Here is a 17,994-nt window from a genome sequence, read left to right on the forward strand (position 1 = left end):
GTGTAACCGGGCGCTGTGGAGCGCCCGTGCCGGGGCGCTCGACGACCACTCCGGGAAACCTGCTAGTATCGTCGAGGTCCATCGCTGAGGCGGTGGAAGGCCCGCGTAGCTCAGGGGATAGAGCGTCTGCCTCCGGAGCAGAAGGCCGTAGGTTCGAATCCTACCGCGGGCACCACTCGGGACGAAGGCCCCGGACCGTTCGGTCCGGGGCCTTCGGCGTGCCGGCACCCCCGGTGCGGGGCGCCCCGGGACCCCGGTGCCCGCCACGGCGGCCTCCGCGACCGGAGCACCCGGGATCAGGCCGCCGCGGACCCGCCGGGGTGCACCACGACGGTCCCGGCGGCACCGTCGACGGTGACGACGTCCCCGGTGGCGATCCGCAGAGTGGCCTCAGGGACGCCGACGACGGCGGGGATCCCGTACTCGCGGGCCACGACCGCTCCGTGGGAGATCGGCCCGCCCATCTCCATGACGAGGGCCGCCGCCGTCAGGAACAGCGGGGTCCAGCCCGGGTCCGTGGACGGGGCCACGAGCACCTCGCCGGGTTCCAGGTGTGCGGCCGCCGGGTCCAGGACGACGCGGGCCGTGCCCGTGGCCGTGCCGGCCGAGGCCGGGGCGCCGTGCAGGGTCCCGGGGGGCAGGGCCCGGTCGGCCTCCGACCCGGCGGCCATGGCCGCCTCGGCGTCGGTGCCGTCGGAGAGCAGGACCCGCGGGACGCGGCGCCGGTGCAGCTCCCGCTCGTACTCGCGCCGCCGTGCGGCCACCGGTTCGTGGAGGTCCGCGCCCTCCAGACCCGCACGGACCTCGGCGAGGTCCAGGAAGAAGACGTCGGAGGGCGTGCCGATCCGCCCGGCCGCGGCGAGCTCCTGCCCCACGAGCACGAGCTGGTGCCGGAGCGCGGTCAGCACGACGATCAGGGTGAACTTGGGCTGCTCGCGCAGGCCGGCGGTCCTGCGCACCCGGCGCAGGGCACGGGCGGCCAGCGCGCCGCGCAGCGCGCCGTGGGCCCGGGCGCGGGAGGAGAGGTCGGCGGCCAGGGCTTCGGCCCCCTCGGCCGCGCGGGCGAACTGCAGGTCGGGGGCCCGCTCCGGGTCGTCCGACCTCAGGTAGTTGGCCAGGACGTTGAGGACGTGGGCGGGGTCCTCCGACCAGCGGGGGACGCCGATGTCGATCTCGGCCACGGCGCGGTGCCCGTACTCGGCCAGGACGTCCCGCAGGACCTCCTGGAGGGCCGTGGGGATGGACCCCTCGGCGTAGCGCGCGGCGAGGTCCCGCGGGTCGTCCTCGCGCAGGGCCCGCGCGGACCCGGGGTCCGCGCGCACGGCGACCGCGGCGCGCCACAGCCGCAGGTCCATCTCGGTGGTCACGTTGTGCGGCAGCCCGCGCAGCACGCCGGCCAGCTCGCCGGGCTCCGCCACGGGACGGAGCAGCCACCGGGCCAGACCGAGCCAGACGTACCCGGCCGCGGGGGCGGGAAGCTGCCGCATCAGGAAGGGGACCACTTCCCGCCTCAGCACCCGTTCGACGAGGTCGAGCCGGTGGGCGGCGGGAGCGGTCTCGTCGACGACGAGGAGCGCGCGCAGCTCCTGCTCCGCGCGCTCGCCACGGCGGACGGCGGCCTCCGGCCGGAACAGGGCCGCGAGGACGTGCGGGGTCGCGCCCAGCTGGGGCAGCCCGCGGAGGAGCTGGGCGGGGGACGACCGTCGCCGGGACGGGGGGACAGCGAAGCGGGCGTCCGCCATGAGGCTCCGGAGCACGGCCTCCGAGCGGGTGTCGGCCACGTGCGCCATGCGCACGGCGAACCAGCGCCCTGTCTCGCTGCGCAGCAGCGGGGTGGCGTCCACGAACAGGCGCATCCCCGCCTGCACGTAGCGGGCGGCCAGGACGTCGGGGCCTGCGTCCTGCGGCAGCCAGCCGTCCGCGATCGCTTGGAAGACGGCGATCCCCATGGGCGTCAGCGGGCGGGTCAGCCCCTGCAGCAGGCTGACGCACAGGTAGACGCGGTCGCCGGTGCCGGCGGCCGGGGGCAGGGGATAGAGGGTGGTGACGGGCCGCGACTGGACCAGGAGGACCCGGCCGTCGGTCCCGATCGCCCACTCCAGGTCCTGCGGCGTCCCGAAGAGCTGCTCCGCGCGGGCCCCGAGGGCGGCGAGGGTGCGCACCTGCTCGTCCGTGAGGCACAGTCGGTCTGCGCGGCTCGCGCGCCGCACCCGCTCCGTCCCGCCGCCGGGGGCCGGACGGACCTCGGTGCGCTTGCCCCCGGGCACCCGCTCGAGGACACGGCCGGTGGCGGTCTCCAGCACGAAGCGGTCGGGGTCGAGGGCGCCGCCGACGAGGGCCTCCCCCAGTCCGGGCGCCGCGTCGACGACGCTGCGCCCCCGGCGGCCGGTGAGGGGGTCCGCGGTGAACAGCACCCCCGAGACCTCCGCCGCCACCATCGACTGGACCACGACCGCCAGGCCCAGGGCGCTCTCCTCCACGCCGTGGTCCTGCCGGTAGGCCACGGCCCGGTCCGTCCACAGGGAGGCCCAGCAGCGGCGGACCGCGTCCAGCACGGCCTCCTCGCCGACCACGTTGAGGTAGGTGTCCTGCTGCCCGGCGGAGCTGGCCTCGGGGGAGTCCTCCGCCGTGGCGGAGGACCGCACGGCGACGGGGTGGGCCCGGCCCAGGTCCGCGTATGCGGCGCGGACGGCGTCGGCGACGTCCGCGGGCACCGGGACGGCCTCGAGCGCGGCGCGCAGCCGGGAGGGCGGAGTGCCGGGTGTCGCCAGGAGCCGGTCGAGACCGGCGTCCGCGGCCGCCCGGCGGTAGGCGCGGGTCGTGACGCAGAAGCCCGGCGGCACGGGCAGCCCGGCGGCCAGCATCGCCCCCAGCCGCGCGGCCTTGCCGCCGGCGGGGTCGAGGGCGGCGTCGAGCGGGACGCGCCCCAGCTCGGCGAGGTCGACGACGGGTCCTCCGAGGAGGCCCGGGTGCGGCTGCGCGCTGTCCATGATCGTCTCCGGGGCTGGAACGGCCGTCTCTGGTGTCCCGAGTGTAGGAGCGGGCCGAGCCCGCCTCAATCCCCGCCCAGTGCAGCGGGACCGGGCGCCGAGTCGCTCAGCGGTGCTCCGCGGGCTCCCTGGTCCGTGCGCCCCCACCGGCCGGAACCGGACGGGTTTCCCGCCGCGGCGCGGGAGGACCCGGCCGAGCACCGCGGGAAAGGTTCCCTGCGCGGTCATGCCGTCGGTGAGGCGGCTGGCGCTGATCATGGTCAGCAGGGCCCCGTTGGCGACCGCGACGAGGGCGGGCAGGGCGGCGCCTCGGCCGCGGGCTCGTCAGCCCCGGTCGCCGGGGTCCCGGTGCCCCGGACCGCGGAACTCGTCCGGGTCGTAGGGGCGCACGGGTCCGTCGCCGAACTGCTCGTCGAGCAGCCGGTCCTCCGGGCTGGGGCCCTCCCACGCCGAGCGGCGCCAGTTGAACCCGGCGATCGCCAGGGCCCCTCCGCCGAGCAGGGTCACGGCGCCCACCACGGTGACCACCACCGCGCGCCCGCTCAGGCCCGTCCCCTCGTCCGCCGAGACGCGCGCGAGGTGGTGGATGGCCTCGGGCACGGTGAACGTGGAGATGAACAGTGCCACCACGCCCACGGCCAGCAACCATCCCCCGGTGCGTCGGCGGGCGTGGTGCGGGTCGGGGGTCTGGCTCACGGCACTGCTCTCCTGGTTGCTGGGCGGGGCCGGGCGGACCGCCCGGCGACGCGCGACGGGGCGGTCCGTGTCCGGCCCGCCCCGTCGTCCGTGCCGGTCGTGGACCGTCGGCCGGTGCCGGCCGGTCAGGAACCGTCCTCGGTCTTGACGCTCTCGAACAGCGTAGCGTCGTCGAACGCGTCCTGCCCCGCTCCCGGCTGCAGCCGGCGGAACTGCTCGAGCAGGCCGGGCACGGTCATCGACTGCTTCTGGGCGGCGTCGAGCTCGAAGAGGATCCGGCCCTCGTGCATCATGATGAGCCGGTTACCCAGGCGCAGGGCCTGGTCCATGTTGTGCGTGACCATCACCGTGGTGAGGTTCTGCTCGGCCACGATGTCCGCGGTGAGCCGGGACACGAGGTCCGCGCGCTGCGGGTCGAGCGCCGCCGTGTGCTCGTCGAGGAGCAGGATGCGCGGCTCGGAGAACGTCGCCATGAGCAGGGACAGGGCCTGGCGCTGGCCGCCGGAGAGCAGGCCCACCTTGGCGCCCAGCCGGTTCTCCAGGCCCAGCTCGAGGCTGGCCAGCTTGTCGCGGAAGAGCCGGCGGCGTGCGTTCGTGAGGCCCGGGACGAGCCCCCGGGACTTCCCCCGCTGGAACGCGATCGCCATGTTCTGCTCGACCGTCATGGTGGGGGACGACCCCTTCATGGGGTCCTGGAACACGCGGGACAGGTACCGGGCGCGCTTGTGCTCGGGCAGCCGGGTGACGTCGGTGTCGTCGACCCGCACCGTGCCCGTGTCGGGGATCAGGGTCCCGGAGATGGCGTTGAGGATCGTCGACTTGCCGGCGCCGTTGGAACCGATGACGGTGAGGAAGTCGCCCTCCCGCAGGGTCAGCGAGACGCCGGCGAGGGCGCGCCGCTCGTTGACGGTCCCGGCGAAGAACGTCTTGTGGACGTTGTCGATGGTGAGCACGGCTCAGGCACCTGCCTTCGTGGTCGTGGGGGTGTCGGTGAGGTCGTCGACGAGACGCGCCGCCTCGCTCGCCAGGTGCCGTTCCCGCCGGCGCCTGAAGAACTGCAGCTGCGGCACCACGAGCGCGGCCACGACGAGCACCGCGGAGATCAGCTTCATGTCGGACGGGTTGAGCCCCGCCTGCAGCGCCACGGTGATGACCAGGCGGTAGACGACCGAGCCCAGGACGACGGCGAGGGTCGCCACCACGACCGTGCGCGAGCCGAAGAGCCCCTGGCCGAGGATCACGGAGGCGAGCCCGACGACGATGAGGCCGATGCCCATGCCGATGTCGGCGAAGCCCTGGTACTGGGCCACGAGGGACCCGGCGAGGCCCACGAGCCCGTTGGACAGGCACAGGCCCAGCATCTTCTGGTGGTCCGTGTTCACGCCGAAGGAGCGGATCATCTCCGGGTTGTCGCCGGTGGCCTGCATGGCGAGTCCGGCGTCGGTGTAGAGGAACCAGTCGAGGAGGACCTTGACCACGGCGACGCCGAGGAGGAAGAGGGCGATGCCGATCCACGTTCCCTGCACGCCCATCTCGGCGAGCGGGGTGAAGACCGTGTCCTCGCGCAGCAGCGACAGGTTCGCGCGCCCGTCCATGACGCGCAGGTTGATGGAGTAGAGCGCGGTCATGGTGAGGATGCCCGCGAGCAGGCCGTTGATGTGGGCCTTGGTGTGGAGCAGGCCCGTGATGAGCCCGGCGAGAGCACCGGTCACGAAGCCGGCGGCGGTGGCGAGCCAGGGGCTGCCCCCGCCGAGGATGATCATCGCCGTGGTGGCGGCGCCCGTGGTGAAGGACTGGTCGACCGTCAGGTCGGGGAAGTCGAGGACTCGGAACGTGAGGTAGACGCCCAGCGCCATGACCGCGTAGAGCAGTCCGAGTTCGATACCGGCTATCACTTCTGCTGGATCCGTTCTGGTTGGTGGGAGACGGGGGCCGGCCGCCGATCGGGCGGGCGCGGCCCTGTCGGAAGGGGGTGCCGCGGTGGGCAGGGGGCCGGGCCGGCCGGCGTCCGGGGTCTCCGGGCGCCGGCGCCGGCCGGGCCGCCCGGGACTACTCGATGACCTGGTCGGCGGAGTCCTGCAGCGCCTGGGGGACCTCCACGCCCATCCGCTGAGCGGCCTGCAGGTTGATGATCAGCTGCGTGTCCTCCTGGGACTCCACGGGCATGGACGAGGGGTCCGCGCCCTCGGCGAGGATGCGCACGGCCATCTCGCCGGTCTGGCGGCCGAGCTGCTCGTAGTCCAGGCCCTGGGTGATGAGGGCGCCGCGCTCCACGGAGTCGCCCTCGCCCGCGATCAGGGGGATCTGCTTGGACTCGGCGGCGGCGATCACGGCCTCGAGACCGGAGACCACCTTGTTGTCGGTGGGCACGTAGATGGCGTCCGTGTCGAAGGACTCGGCGGCCTGGGCCACCTCGGAGGTGTTGGTCACCGTCTTCTCGACGACCTCCAGCCCCTCCTCCGCGGCGGCCTCCTTCGCGAGGTCCACCTGGACCTGCGAGTTCGTCTCGCCCGAGCTGTAGATGATGCCCACGGACTCCGCCTCCGGGTCGAGCTGCTTGACCAGCGCGATCTGCTCGGCGACCGGGTTCATGTCGGTGGTCCCGGTGACGTTGCCGCCGGGGCTGTCGAGGGAGTCGACCAGCCCGGCCTCGACCGGGTCGGTGACGGCCGTGAACAGCACCGGACGGTCGGTGACCGACTGGGCCAGGCCCTGGGCGGACGGCGTCGCGATGGCCAGCACGAGGTCGGCGTCCGAGGACGCCATGTTGGACGCGATGCTGGTGGAGGTGCCCTGGTCGCCGGAGGCGTTCTGGACGTCGAGGGTGAGGTTCTCCCCCTCCGTGTAGCCACCCTCCTCGAGCGCCGCGACGAAGCCCTCCCGGGCGGCGTCGAGCGAGGGGTGCTCCACGAACTGGCTGATCCCGACGGTGGCCTCCTCGACGGCCTCGCCGCCGCCCCCACCGCCGGCGGGCTCGGTGTCGGAGCCGCCGCAGGCCGTGAGCAGCAGAGCGGTGGAGGCGAGGGCCGCCGTCATCGGGAACAGTCTCTTCATGGTGGGTCCTTCCGGGAACGAGTGGTGTCAGCGATATTACCTTCCGGTCGTTCATGAAATGAGAGACAGCTCACAACTGGTGACAGAACGGCGCCGACGGCGTGTCGACGGTGTCCGATCGTCCACCGGGACGGGGCGCTCCGCGGCCCGTGTCCCCGGTAGGATCGGGAGGTCATGTCAGCATCCCTGAGCAGCCCCCGAACCATCCTCTATCCCGAGAACCTCCCGGTCTCCGCGCGCCGGGAGGACATCATGCGCACGATCGCCGAGCACCCGGTGGTCGTGATCGCCGGCGAGACCGGGTCCGGCAAGACCACGCAGATCCCGAAGATGTGCCTCGAGCTCGGCCTGGGCGAGCAGGGGCTCATCGGCCACACCCAGCCCCGCCGGATCGCGGCGCGCTCCGTCGCCGAGCGCATCGCCTCCGAACTGGGCGAGAAGATCGGCGGGACCGTCGGCTACCAGGTCCGCTTCACCTCCGAGGTGGGCGCCGACTCCCGGATCAAGCTCATGACGGACGGCATCCTGCTCGCCGAGATCCAGCACGACCGGCTGCTGCGCCGGTACTCGACGATCATCATCGACGAGGCGCACGAGCGCTCCCTGAACATCGACTTCCTGCTGGGCTACCTGCGGCGGATCCTGCCCCGGCGCCCGGACCTCAAGGTGATCATCACCTCCGCGACGATCGACCCCGAGCGCTTCGCCCGGCACTTCGCGCCGGGGGCCCCGGAGGAGCCCGGCGCGGACGGGGACTCCGCGCCCGAGCCGGCGCCGGTCATCGAGGTCTCCGGCCGCACCTACCCCGTGGAGGTCCGCTGGCGCCCGCTGTCCGAGCCCCGCTCCGGGGACGGAGGCCAGGACGCCGACGACGTCGGGGACGGCCTGGAGGACGAGGACCGGGACCCGATCGACGCGGTCTGCGACGCCGTCGAGGAGCTCTCCGCCGAGCCGCCCGGGGACATCCTGATCTTCTTCGCCGGCGAGCGGGAGATCCGCGACGCCCAGGAGGCGCTGCAGGGCACCCTGAAACGGGTCCGCGGCCTGGCCGACGCCGAGATCCTGCCCTTGTTCGGCCGGCTGTCCATGGCGGAGCAGCACCGGGTGTTCGCGCCGTCGGGCCGTCGCCGGATCGTGCTGGCCACCAACGTGGCCGAGACCTCGCTGACCGTCCCGGGCATCAAGTACGTGATCGACCCCGGCACGGCCCGCATCTCCCGGTACTCGTCGCGCACCAAGGTGCAGCGCCTGCCGATCGAGCGCGTCTCGCAGGCCTCGGCGAACCAGCGCGCCGGGCGCTGCGGGCGCGTCTCGGACGGCATCTGCATCCGGCTCTACTCGGAGGAGGACTACCTCTCCCGCCCGGAGTTCACCGACCCCGAGATCCTGCGCACCAGCCTCGCGTCCGTGATCCTGCAGATGACCTCGGTGGGGGTCGTGAAGGAGCCCGGGGACATCGAGCGCTTCCCGTTCGTGGAGCCGCCGGAGTCCCGGGCCGTCAAGGACGGTGTGGCGCTGCTCCGCGAGCTGGGCGCCCTCAGGGAACCGGGCGGCGCGTCCCCGCGGGGCCGGCGGGACAGCGGCGGAACCGCCGGGGGGCCCCTGACCCCTGTGGGCCGGCAGCTGGCGCAGCTGCCGGTGGACCCGCGGCTGGGCCGGATGATCGTGGAGGCGGACCGGCGGGGCTGCGCCCGGGAGGTCATGGTCCTCGCGGCGGCGCTGACCGTCCAGGACCCCCGGGAGCGCCCCCTGGAGAAGCGCCAGCAAGCCGACGAGCTGCACAAGCGGTTCTTCGACGAGAACTCCGACTTCACGAGCTGGTTGCTGCTGTGGCGCCACGTCCAGGAGCAGCAGGAGGAGCTCTCCTCGACGCAGTTCCGGAAGCTGTGCCGGCGCGAGCACCTGAACTTCCTGCGGATCCGCGAGTGGCAGGACCTCTACGCCCAGCTGCGGCAGATGGGCCAGCAGGTCGGCATCCGGGTCGGCAAGGGCCGCGACGTGGACCCCGCCGGGAAGGAGCGGGAGATCCACGTCTCGCTGCTGGCGGGGCTGCTCAGCCACATCGGGCTCAAGGACGAGCGCAAGCGCGAGTACCAGGGGGCCCGCGGCTCGCGGTTCGCCGTCTTCCCGGGCTCCAACCTGTTCAAGAAGTCCCCGGACTGGATCATGTCCGCGGAACTCGTGGAGACCTCCCGGCTGTGGGCCCGCGTCAACGCCGCGATCGATCCCCTGTGGGCGGAGGAGCTGGCCCCGCACCTGGTCAAGCACAACGTGTCGGAGCCGCACTGGTCCCGCGCCCAGGGCTCGGTGATGGCCTACGAGAAGGTCACCCTCTACGGCCTGCCCGTGGTCGCGCAGCGCCGGATCAACTTCTGGCGGGTGGACCCGGCCCTGGCGCGGGAGCTGTTCCTGCGCCACGCCCTCGTGGAGGGCGACTGGCAGACCCGGCACCGGTTCTGGGCGCGCAACCGCAAGCGCCTGGCCGAGGTCGAGGAGCTCGAGAACCGGCTGCGCCGCAAGGACCTGCGGGTCGACGACGAGGCCCTGTTCGAGTTCTACGACGCCCGGATCCCGGAGTCCGTGGTCTCGGCACGGCACTTCGACGCGTGGTGGAAGAAGGCCCGGCAGCAGGACGAGCACCTCCTGGACCTGGACCCCGAGGACCTGATCGCGGAGGAGGCCGGCGGCTACGACGAGTCGCTCTACCCGCGCCAGTGGGTCCGGCGCACCCGGGACGGGGAGCTGGTGCTCGACCTCGCCTACGAGTTCGCCCCGGGCTCCGACCAGGCGGACGGCGTGACCGTGCGGGTGCCCGTCCTGTTCCTCAACCAGCTGGACCCCGAGCAGTTCCGCTGGCAGATCCCCGGGTTCCGCGCCGAGCTCGTCACGGCGCTCATCAAGTCCCTGCCGAAGGCGGTGCGCCGCAACTTCGTGCCGGCCCCCGACGTCGCCCGTCAGGCGGTGGCGATGCTCGACGCCGACTTCGACCCGGCCGTCGACGCCCTCGAACCGTCCCTGGAGCTGGTCCTGCGCCGGCTCAAGGGCCACGTGGTCCCGCCGGGGTCCTGGAACAGGGACGCCGTCCCGGCCCACCTGCGGATGCGCTTCGAGGTGCGGGACCGCCGCAACCGGGTGCTGGGCGAGGGCGAGGACCTCGAGGCGCTCCGGTCGGAGCTGCACGCCGAGATCAGCACCGCCCTGGCCGAGTCCCTCGGGGCGGTGCCCGGTGCACCCCCCGGGGCCCCGTCCGGCGGACCCGACCGGAAGGGCCCGCGCTCCCCCGCACCCGGGCCCCCGGACGCGGCCCCGGCCCCGCCGGCGCTCGAGCGCTCGGGGCTGACGGCCTGGCCCGAGGAGGACCTGCCGCGCAGCGTCGAGACGACGGTGGCGGGCCAGCGGATCACCGGGTGGCCGGCGCTCGTCCCCAAGCGCCCCCGGGCCGCGGCGAAGCAGCCGCCCGGCCGGGAGGCCACGGTGGCCGTGCGCATCCTTCCCTCGGCCGCCGAGCAGCGGGCCGCGCAGCGCCGCGGGGTGATCACCCTGCTGCAACTGCGCATCCCCTCCCCCGAGCGGTACGTGCTGGAGCACCTCAACAACCGGGAGAAGCTGGTCTTCACGCAGAACCCGCACGGGTCGGTGACCGAGCTCATCGCGGACTGCACGGTCGCCGCGATCGACAAGCTCACGCCGCCCGAGCCCCCGTACACCCGCGCCGCGTTCGACGCCCTCCACGAGCACGTGCGCGCCGAGCTCATCGACACGGTCTTCCAGGTCACCGCGCTCGTGGAGCAGGTGCTCTCCGGGGCCGCGCGGATCCGCAAGCAGCTCAAGCGGTCGTCCTCGCTCGCCGCGGTGAACTCGCTCAACGACGTCAAGGCCCAGCTCGAGCACCTCGTGCACCCGGGCTTCGTCGCCGCGACCGGCTACGACCAGCTCCAGCACCTGCCCCGCTACGTGCGGGCGATGGAGGTGCGGCTCGAGAAGCTCGCCGGCCACCTGCAGCGGGACACGGTCGCCATGCTCGCCGTGCAGAAGCTCGAGGACGACTACGACGCCGCGCTGGACTCCCTGCCGCCGCACGCCCCCGTCCCGGACGAGCTGCGCCGGGTGGCCTGGATGATCGAGGAGCTGCGGGTCTCGCTGTTCGCCCAGGAGCTCGGCACCGCCCACACCGTCTCGGAGAAGCGGATCCGGAAGGCCCTCAAGGACGCCCTCGGGGCCGCCCGGGCCTGACCTGCCGGCGGCCCTCCGCGGACCCGTCCTGTGGGCCGGGCCGGAGAGTCAGGCCTGCCGGTCAGGCCCTGCGGCTCAGGCCCGCGGCACGGCGGGCCCGTGCCCTGCCTCGACGAGGGCGGCGCGGATCCGCTCCGCGGCTTCGTCCATCCAGGCGGGGTCCGGGTCGCGGATCACGTTGGCGAACTGGAACTGCTCCACCGAGTTCGCCGGCCACACGTGCACGTGGGTGTGCGGGACCTCGAAGCCCTGGATCATCTGGCCGACCCGCGCCGGCCGCCAGATGGCGTCGACGGCCCGCCCGATCCGCTGGGAGACCACCATCAGGTGCGCCGCCAGGTCCTCGGGCAGGTCGATCCAGTGGTCGTGCTCCTCGCGCGGGACCACGAGGGTGTGGCCCTGCGCGAGCGGGTCGATCGACAGGAAGCCGACGCAGCGCTCGTCCTGCCAGACGAAGCGGCCGGGGATCTCCCCCTCGATGATCTTCGTGAAGACGGTGCTCACAGGTGCTCCCTTTCGGTGGTGGGTCGGGTGCGGTCCTGGCGGGTCCGCGGCTACAGGGCGACGCGCTCGCCGGTGGCCAGGTGGCGGTACTCGGTACCGTACTTCGCGGCGAACGAGGTCAGCTGGCCTTCGATCACGCCGAGGCCGTCGGCGGAGAGCAGGCCGTCGTGGATCTGGAAGACCCGCTCGGGGCGCACGGCCACCACGAAGTCGACGACCTCCGCCAGCTTGTTCCACGGCGCGTGGATCGGGGCCAGCAGCACGGGGGCGGCGAGCCCGTGGGGGACCACCAGCGAGTCGCCGGGGTGGTAGACCGTGTCGTCGACCAGGTAGCCGATGTTGTCCACGGTGCGGATGAGCGGGTGGATCAGCGCGTGCTGGCCGCCGAACGTCCGCACGGTGAAGCCGTCGAGCTCCAGCACGGCCTCGGGCTCGGCGTCGTGGATCGCGTGGCCCTCCCCGACAGCCTCCCGGAGCCCGGCGGCCACGGGGGCCGGGGCGTACACCTGGAGCTCCGGGTGCGCCCGGAGATGCGCGTGCACGGGCTCGGGGTCGAGGTGGTCCGCGTGCTCGTGCGTGACGAGCAGGACGTCGGCCCCGTCGAGGGCCTCCGCCAGCTCCTCCCGCCCGGAGAACTTCCCCGGGTCGATCACCATGACCCGGCCCTCGTTCTCGAGCCGCACGCACGAGTGGGTGTACTTGATCAGATCCATGGGCCCACCCTATCCCCGGGCCCTCCCGGGTCCCACAGGTCCGCGGGGCACGTGTCGGGCGGCCCTTGTTAAGCTGGTGGCCTGCCCGGGCACCAGCGACGAGAGGACGAGGCGTGAGCGTGAGAACCAGCGGTGGGAGCGCCGGGGAGGTCCGCAACACCCGGCAGCGCCGTGCCGTCGCGCGGGCGCTCGCGTCCCTGGAGGACTTCATCTCCACGCAGGACCTGCACGCCCTGCTGCGGGAGCGCGGCGACTCCGTCTCCCTGGCCACGACCTACCGGATCCTGCAGTCGATGTCCGAGCTCGGGGAGCTGGACGTCCTGCGCAGCGACGACGGCGAGGCGATCTACCGCCGCTGCGCGGCCGAGCACCACCACCACCACCTGGTGTGCCGCCGCTGCGGCGCCGCCGTGGAGCTCGAGGCCCCCGCGGTCGAGGAGTGGGCCGGGCGCACCGCCGCCGCCCACGGCTTCACGGAGGTGGACCACACGGTGGAGATCACGGGCCTGTGCGCCGCCTGCGGGGTGCGGCGGGCCGATGGCTGAGCCGGGTCCGCCCCGCGGCGTCTTCGTCCTGGCGGTCAATCCCCGTGCCGGCCGCGGGCGTGCCCTGGAGGACGCCCACCGGGCCGCGGAGCTGCTGCGCACCGGCGGCGACGAGGCCGTGGTGCTCTCCGCCGGGGACCTCGGCGCCCTGGTGGCACTGGTGCGCGACCGGCTGCGGGCGCAGGCCCTCATCACGCGGGCGCTCGTGGTCGTGGGCGGGGACGGGATGGTCCAGGCCGGTCTCGAGGTGCTCGTGGAGCTCGCCGCGCTGGGCGTCGACATCCCGCTGGGCGTCGTGCCGTGCGGGACCGGCAACGACCTCGCCCGCCACCTGCGCGTCCCGCTGCGGGACCCGGTCGCCGCGGCGGGCCGCATCCTGCGCCGGCTCGACGACCCCGGTGCCCGGCGCCTCGACGTCGGCCGGGTGCGCTTCGCGGACGGGCGCACGTCCTGCTTCGCGACCGCCCTGTGCGCCGGCTTCGACGCCGTGGTCAACGAGCGCGCCAACCGGTGGCTGCGCCTGACCGGGTCCACCAAGTACCTGCTGGCCGTCCTGGTGGAGATCGCGCGGCTGCGCACCGTCCACTACCGGATCGAGATCGAGGACGCCGGCGGCCGGCGCCGCACGGAGCGCCGGGAGGGGGTCCTGCTGAACGTCGCCAACACGTCGTCGATCGGGGGCGGCCTGCGGATCGTGCCCGGCGCCCGGCACGACGACGGGCTGCTGGAGCTCTTCACCGTGGCGCCCCTGGGCCGGGCCCGGTTCCTGTTCCTGTTCCCCCGGCTGTTCTCGGGCCGGCACGTGGCCCTGGAGAGCGTGCGGATCGAACAGGTGCGCTCCGTGGCCGTGGACGCCCCGGACGTCACCGTCTACGCGGACGGGGAACGCCTCGGGCCCCTGCCCGTGCGCGTGGACGTGCTCCCCGCCGCGGTCCGCGTCCTGGCCTGAGCCGGGCCGGGGCCCGGTGGCGGAGCCCGGCCCGCGGCACCGGCCGGCGCCCGCCGCGGGCACCGGCCGCTCAGCGCGGTGGTTCCGAGGTGTCCACCCGGTCCCCGCGGCGCTGCCGCCGGTCCTGGGTGGTGTCCCGGATCTCCCCCACCAGCTCCTCGATGACGTCCTCGAGGAACAGCACCCCCAGGGTCCGCCCGCCGGCGTCGACCACGCGCGCCAGGTGCGAGCCCGTGCGCTGCATCGCCGCCAGCGCGTCGTCGATCTCGATGCCGGGGCGCAGGTTCGCCAGCGAGCGCACGCGCGTCACCGGCACCGGCTCGTTGTAGCGGCCCTCCGGGATCGAGAGCACGTCCTTGATGTGCAGGTAGCCGTTGAGCTCGCCGTCGTCCTCCGTGAGGGCGAAGCGCGAGTAGCCCGTGCGGGCCACCGCCTTCTCGACCTCCGCGGCGGAGGCGTCCTCGGGCAGCGTCACGAGCTGGTGCAGGGGGACCATGACGTCGGCGGTGCGCTTGGACGAGAACTCGAGCGCGCCGGACAGCAGGCCCGTCTGGTCCGCCACGGTGCCCTCCTTCGTGGACTCCGCCACGATGGACTGGAGCTCGTCGAGGGTGAAGGTCGAGGAGACCTCGTCCTTCGGCTCGATGCCCATGAGCTTCAGGACGTGGTTGGCCGACCAGTTCAGCGTGGCGATGACCGGCTTGACCATGCGGGAGACGAAGACGAGCGGCGGGGCCAGCAGCAGCACCGCGCGGTCCGCGGCGGACACCGACATGTTCTTCGGCACCATCTCCCCGAACACCACGTGCAGGAAGGTGACCACGAGCAGGGCGGTGAGGAACCCGCTGACGTCGGCGACCTCGGCCGGCACGCCCAGGTGCCCCAGCGGCCCGGAGACGATGTGGTGCAGCGCCGGCTCGGAGATGTTGAGGATCAGCAGCGAGCACACGGTGATGCCCAGCTGGCAGCAGGCCAGCATGAGGGACACGTGCTCCATCGCGTACAGCGCCGTCCGGGCCCGCTTGTTGCCGTCCTCGGCCAGGGGCTCGATTTGGCTGCGCCGCGCGGACATGACGGCGAACTCGCCGCCCACGAAGAAGGCGTTGCCCGCCAGGAGCACCACGAGCCACGCCAGGCCTGCCCAGTCGCTCATCGTGCGTCCTCCTCTCGTGCGCCGCTCTCGCGGGCCCCTGCCGGGGCGTCCTCGGGCTCGGCCGGGGCGGGGACGAATCGGATGCGGTCCACGCGGCGCCCCTCCATCCGGGCGACCTCGAGCACCCCGCCCTGGACGGGCACCACGTCCCCGGGCTTCGGGATCTGCCCGAGCCGGTCCATCATGAACCCGCCCATGGTCTCGTAGGCGGGACCGTCCTCGATGTCGAGCTCGGTGATCTGCTCGGACACCTCGTCGGGACGCATCAGACCGGGGAAGTACCACTCGCCCGCCGCGGACTGCAGGGCGCCGAGGCTGAGCCGGTCGTGCTCGTCGGAGACCTCTCCGACGACCTCCTCCACGAGGTCCTCGAGGGTGACGACGCCGGCGGTGCCGCCCCACTCGTCGACGACGACGGCCATCTGGAGCCCGCCGGAGCGCAGCTGCACGAGCAGGGAGTCCAGGTGGACTGTCTCGGGCACGCGCAGGACGTCCTCCATGATCGCCCCGCACTCCAGGGCGGCGCGGCGCTCCGACGGCACGGCCACGGCCTTCTTGATGTGGACCACGCCGCGGACGTCGTCCGGGGAGTCGTCCATCACGGGGAAGCGGGAGTGCCCGGTGCGGGAGGCGACGGCCACGACGTCCGCGACGGACTCGTGGGAGTCGAGCATCTGCACGCGGATCCTGGGCGTCATGACGTCCGCGGCCGTGCGCTCGGCGAACGTGAGGGTCTTGGCGACGAACGCGGCGGTGCCGGCGTCCAGGGTGCCCATCTTCGCGGAGCGGCGGACCATCGAGGACAGCTCCTCCGGCGAGCGCGCGCCCGAGAGCTCCTCCTTGGCCTCCATCCCGAACAGGTGCAGGACGCGGTTGGCCACGCCGTTGAGGGTGACGACGAACGGCTTGAACACCGCGGTGAACACGAGCTGGGGGCGGGCGACCAGCCGGCCCACCCGGAACGCCTCCGCGATGGCCCAGTTCTTGGGCACGAGCTCGCCCAGCAGCATGGACAGCAGCGTGGAGATGAGCATCGACAGCGCCAGGGTGGCGCCCCCCGCTGCGGCCACGGACAGGCCGGTGAGCTCGGCGATCGGCTCCCTCAGGAAGGACTGGAGCGCCAGGTCCAGGGTGTAGCCGGTGAGCAGGGTGGTCAGGGTGATCCCCAGCTGGCAGCTGGAAAGCTGCGTGGACAGGGACTTGAGGCACTTGAGCAGCGGTTCCGCCGCGCGGTCGCCCTCGGCGATCGCCCGGCGCACCGTGGTCTGGTCGAGGGCCACGAGGGAGAACTCCACGGCCACGAAGAAGCCCGTGCCGAGGATGAGGAGCAGGCCCGCCGCCAGGAGCAGCCATTCCATCAGGAGCGGCCTCCCGTGGCGGTCGGCCGTGCGGGGACCGGGCGGCCGGGGGCGGAGAGCGGGACGGTGGGTGAGCCGGCACGAGGGCCGCGGCGGGGGACGCCGAGGCCGGGCCGGCAACTACTGTACGAGTCCATGAGAGCTCCAGCGTACCGGAGCGGAACCCGCCCGGCGCGTGGCTCACGACCAGCTGACGGGGCGCGCCCTGCCCTCCTCGTAGCCGGAGGCGGACTGGATGCCGACCACGGCCCGGGCCGCGAACTGCTCGAGGGTCGTGGCACCCGCGTAGGTCATGGAGCTGCGCACGCCCGCGGTGATCTGGTCCACGAGGTCCTCCACGCCGGGACGCTCGGGGTCCAGGTACATCTTGGAGCTCGAGATGCCCTCCTCGAACAGGCCCTTGCGGGCCCGGGCGAAGGCGCCCTCCCCACGGGTGCGCTCGCGCACCGCGCGGGTCGAGGCCATGCCGAAGCTCTCCTTGTACATGCGGCCGTCGGCGTCCACGTTCAGTTCGCCCGGGCCCTCGTGGGTGCCGGCGAACCAGGAGCCCACCATCACCTGGCTGGCCCCGGCCGCGAGCGCGAGCGCCACGTCCCGGGGGTGCTTCACGCCGCCGTCCGCCCAGACGTGCCTGCCGAGCCCGGCGGCGGCCTCGGCGCACTCGAGCACGGCGGAGAACTGGGGCCGGCCCACGGCGGTCATCATCCGGGTGGTGCACATCGCGCCGGGGCCCACGCCGACCTTCACGATGTCCGCGCCGGCGTCGACGAGGTCCTGGACGCCGTCGGCGGTGACCACGTTCCCCGCCACCACGGGCACGTCGGGGGCCGCCGCGCGGACCTGCTCGAGGGCCTCGACCATCTTGCGCTGGTGGCCGTGGGCGGTGTCCACGACGAGCACGTCCACCCCGGCGTCGAGCAGTGCCCGGGCCTTGCCCCGGACGTCCCCGTTGATCCCCACGGCGGCGCCCACCCGGAGCCGCCCCGCGCCGTCCAGCGCGGGGGTGTAGATCGTCGAGCGGACCGTGCCCTTGCGGGTCAGCACGCCCACGACCGTGTCCCCGTCGAGCACCGGCGCCACGTGGGCCCGGGTCTGGGCGAGCCGGTCGTAGGCGGCGGCGAGGACGTCGTCGCCGGACCCGGCGCGGACCTCCTCCAGCGAGAACACCGGGGCGTCGGTGCGCATGATCGAGCCGAGCTGGGTGAAGCGGTCCACCTCGGCGCAGTCGGCCGCGAGCACCACCCCGCGGTAGGACCGCTCCGGACCGCACACCACCACGGCGCCGTGGGGGCGCTTGTGCATGATGCCCAGGGCGTCGTGGACGGTGTCCTCGGCGTCGAGGACCACCGGCGTCTCGAAGCGCGGCGAGCGGTCCTTGACCCAGGACGTCACGTCCGCGATGACGTCGAGCGGGATGTCCTGCGGCAGGATGCCCAGCCCGCCGCGGCGGGCGAGCGTCTCGACCATCCGGCGCCCGGTGACCGCCGTCATGTTCGCGGCCACCAGGGGCACGGTGGAGCCCGTGCCGTCGCGCGGGGTGAGGTCGACGTCGAACCGGGACGTGACCCGGGAGCTCGAGGGGACGAGGAAGACGTCGCTGTAGGTCAGGTCGGACGTGGGGGTGTTGAGGAATCGCACGCGAGCCAGTCTAGCCGGGGGCCCGCGACACGCGCCCCCGGCCGGGGTGGCGGACTAGCCATGCCGCGGCGCGGATCACTAGACTCGCCGGAGGTACGGCCGAGCCCGGTCGACGACCGTCCGGCAGCTTCCGGTGGCGGACGCCGCCGGCTGTCACGGGA

The 17,994-nt window shown here is 73.6% G+C and carries 13 protein-coding genes and 1 tRNA gene; 4 read left to right on the plus strand and 10 right to left on the minus strand.

Features of this window, described 5'->3' with window-relative positions; translation table 11 throughout:
* The first annotated feature begins 99 nt into the window (after positions 1 to 99).
* Positions 100 to 175: transfer RNA gene (locus ACFYE1_RS00245), tRNA-Arg, on the plus strand.
* Between the two features lie 121 nt (positions 176 to 296).
* Here ACFYE1_RS00245 and ACFYE1_RS00250 read toward each other — a convergent pair.
* From ACFYE1_RS00250 to ACFYE1_RS00270, 5 genes are all read right to left on the minus strand, one after another.
* Positions 297 to 2,990, minus strand: coding sequence for a PEP/pyruvate-binding domain-containing protein (locus ACFYE1_RS00250; protein ID WP_387738712.1), 2,694 nt, complete (start codon positions 2,988 to 2,990; stop codon positions 297 to 299).
* A gap of 324 nt (positions 2,991 to 3,314) precedes the next feature.
* Positions 3,315 to 3,686: a hypothetical protein gene (locus tag ACFYE1_RS00255; protein WP_387738714.1), complete on the minus strand. Its 372-nt coding sequence runs from the start codon at positions 3,684 to 3,686 to the stop codon at positions 3,315 to 3,317.
* A gap of 125 nt (positions 3,687 to 3,811) precedes the next feature.
* The gene (locus tag ACFYE1_RS00260) at positions 3,812 to 4,639 is read right to left on the minus strand and encodes an ABC transporter ATP-binding protein (RefSeq protein WP_387738716.1); all 828 of its coding nucleotides are present in this window, start codon (positions 4,637 to 4,639) and stop codon (positions 3,812 to 3,814) included.
* Between the two features lie 3 nt (positions 4,640 to 4,642).
* On the minus strand, positions 4,643 to 5,581 hold the full coding sequence (locus tag ACFYE1_RS00265) for an ABC transporter permease (RefSeq protein ID WP_387738718.1): 939 nt from the start codon (positions 5,579 to 5,581) through the stop codon (positions 4,643 to 4,645).
* Between the two features lie 154 nt (positions 5,582 to 5,735).
* Positions 5,736 to 6,740, minus strand: a complete 1,005-nt coding sequence (locus ACFYE1_RS00270) for an ABC transporter substrate-binding protein (RefSeq protein ID WP_387738720.1) — start codon at positions 6,738 to 6,740, stop codon at positions 5,736 to 5,738.
* A 174-nt stretch (positions 6,741 to 6,914) separates the two neighbouring features.
* Here ACFYE1_RS00270 and hrpA point away from each other — a divergent pair, with 174 nt between their 5' ends.
* A complete protein-coding gene (gene hrpA / locus ACFYE1_RS00275; protein ID WP_387738722.1) occupies positions 6,915 to 10,973 on the plus strand; it encodes an ATP-dependent RNA helicase HrpA in 4,059 nt (1,352 codons plus the stop codon).
* Positions 10,974 to 11,048: 75 nt separating this feature from the next.
* Here the strand turns inward: hrpA and ACFYE1_RS00280 are convergent, their stop codons facing one another.
* Positions 11,049 to 11,477 (minus strand): HIT family protein, encoded by a 429-nt coding sequence (locus tag ACFYE1_RS00280; RefSeq protein ID WP_387738723.1) that lies wholly within the window; start codon positions 11,475 to 11,477, stop codon positions 11,049 to 11,051.
* A gap of 50 nt (positions 11,478 to 11,527) precedes the next feature.
* On the minus strand, positions 11,528 to 12,190 hold the full coding sequence (locus tag ACFYE1_RS00285; protein WP_387738725.1) for an MBL fold metallo-hydrolase: 663 nt from the start codon (positions 12,188 to 12,190) through the stop codon (positions 11,528 to 11,530).
* 113 nt (positions 12,191 to 12,303) lie between these two features.
* Here ACFYE1_RS00285 and ACFYE1_RS00290 point away from each other — a divergent pair, with 113 nt between their 5' ends.
* Positions 12,304 to 12,735 (plus strand): Fur family transcriptional regulator, encoded by a 432-nt coding sequence (locus tag ACFYE1_RS00290; protein WP_387738727.1) that lies wholly within the window; start codon positions 12,304 to 12,306, stop codon positions 12,733 to 12,735.
* Positions 12,728 to 13,684 (plus strand): diacylglycerol kinase family protein, encoded by a 957-nt coding sequence (locus tag ACFYE1_RS00295; protein WP_387738729.1) that lies wholly within the window; start codon positions 12,728 to 12,730, stop codon positions 13,682 to 13,684. The genes ACFYE1_RS00290 and ACFYE1_RS00295 overlap by 8 nt, the downstream gene beginning before the upstream one ends.
* 70 nt (positions 13,685 to 13,754) lie before the next feature.
* On the opposite strand, the gene ACFYE1_RS00300 is transcribed toward ACFYE1_RS00295, so the two are convergent.
* The 3 genes from ACFYE1_RS00300 to guaB1 form a co-directional block, all read right to left on the minus strand.
* Entirely contained in the window at positions 13,755 to 14,837 is a 1,083-nt protein-coding gene (locus tag ACFYE1_RS00300; protein ID WP_387738731.1) for a hemolysin family protein, read from the minus strand.
* Positions 14,834 to 16,195 carry a hemolysin family protein gene (locus ACFYE1_RS00305; protein ID WP_387738733.1) on the minus strand — a complete coding sequence of 454 codons (1,362 nt, stop codon included), beginning with the start codon at positions 16,193 to 16,195 and terminating at the stop codon, positions 14,834 to 14,836. Before ACFYE1_RS00305 ends, ACFYE1_RS00300 begins: the two co-directional genes overlap by 4 nt.
* A gap of 180 nt (positions 16,196 to 16,375) precedes the next feature.
* Positions 16,376 to 17,833 carry a GMP reductase gene (gene guaB1, locus ACFYE1_RS00310; RefSeq protein ID WP_387738735.1) on the minus strand — a complete coding sequence of 486 codons (1,458 nt, stop codon included), beginning with the start codon at positions 17,831 to 17,833 and terminating at the stop codon, positions 16,376 to 16,378.
* Positions 17,834 to 17,994 lie beyond the last annotated feature (161 nt).

The sequence above is a fragment of the Kocuria nitroreducens genome (assembly GCF_042879195.1).
Taxonomy (GTDB): domain Bacteria; phylum Actinomycetota; class Actinomycetes; order Actinomycetales; family Micrococcaceae; genus Kocuria; species Kocuria nitroreducens.

Excerpts from the sequence above, each read along its gene's own strand:
- hrpA (WP_387738722.1), top strand. The coding sequence starts at position 6,915 with ATGTCAGCATCCCTGAGCAGCCCCCGAACCATCCTCTATCCCGAGAAC.
- ACFYE1_RS00305 (WP_387738733.1), bottom strand. The coding sequence starts at position 16,195 with ATGGAATGGCTGCTCCTGGCGGCGGGCCTGCTCCTCATCCTCGGCACG.
- ACFYE1_RS00295 (WP_387738729.1), top strand. The coding sequence starts at position 12,728 with ATGGCTGAGCCGGGTCCGCCCCGCGGCGTCTTCGTCCTGGCGGTCAAT.
- ACFYE1_RS00270 (WP_387738720.1), bottom strand. The coding sequence starts at position 6,740 with ATGAAGAGACTGTTCCCGATGACGGCGGCCCTCGCCTCCACCGCTCTG.
- ACFYE1_RS00300 (WP_387738731.1), bottom strand. The coding sequence starts at position 14,837 with ATGAGCGACTGGGCAGGCCTGGCGTGGCTCGTGGTGCTCCTGGCGGGC.
- ACFYE1_RS00285 (WP_387738725.1), bottom strand. The coding sequence starts at position 12,190 with ATGGATCTGATCAAGTACACCCACTCGTGCGTGCGGCTCGAGAACGAG.
- ACFYE1_RS00250 (WP_387738712.1), bottom strand. The coding sequence starts at position 2,990 with ATGGACAGCGCGCAGCCGCACCCGGGCCTCCTCGGAGGACCCGTCGTC.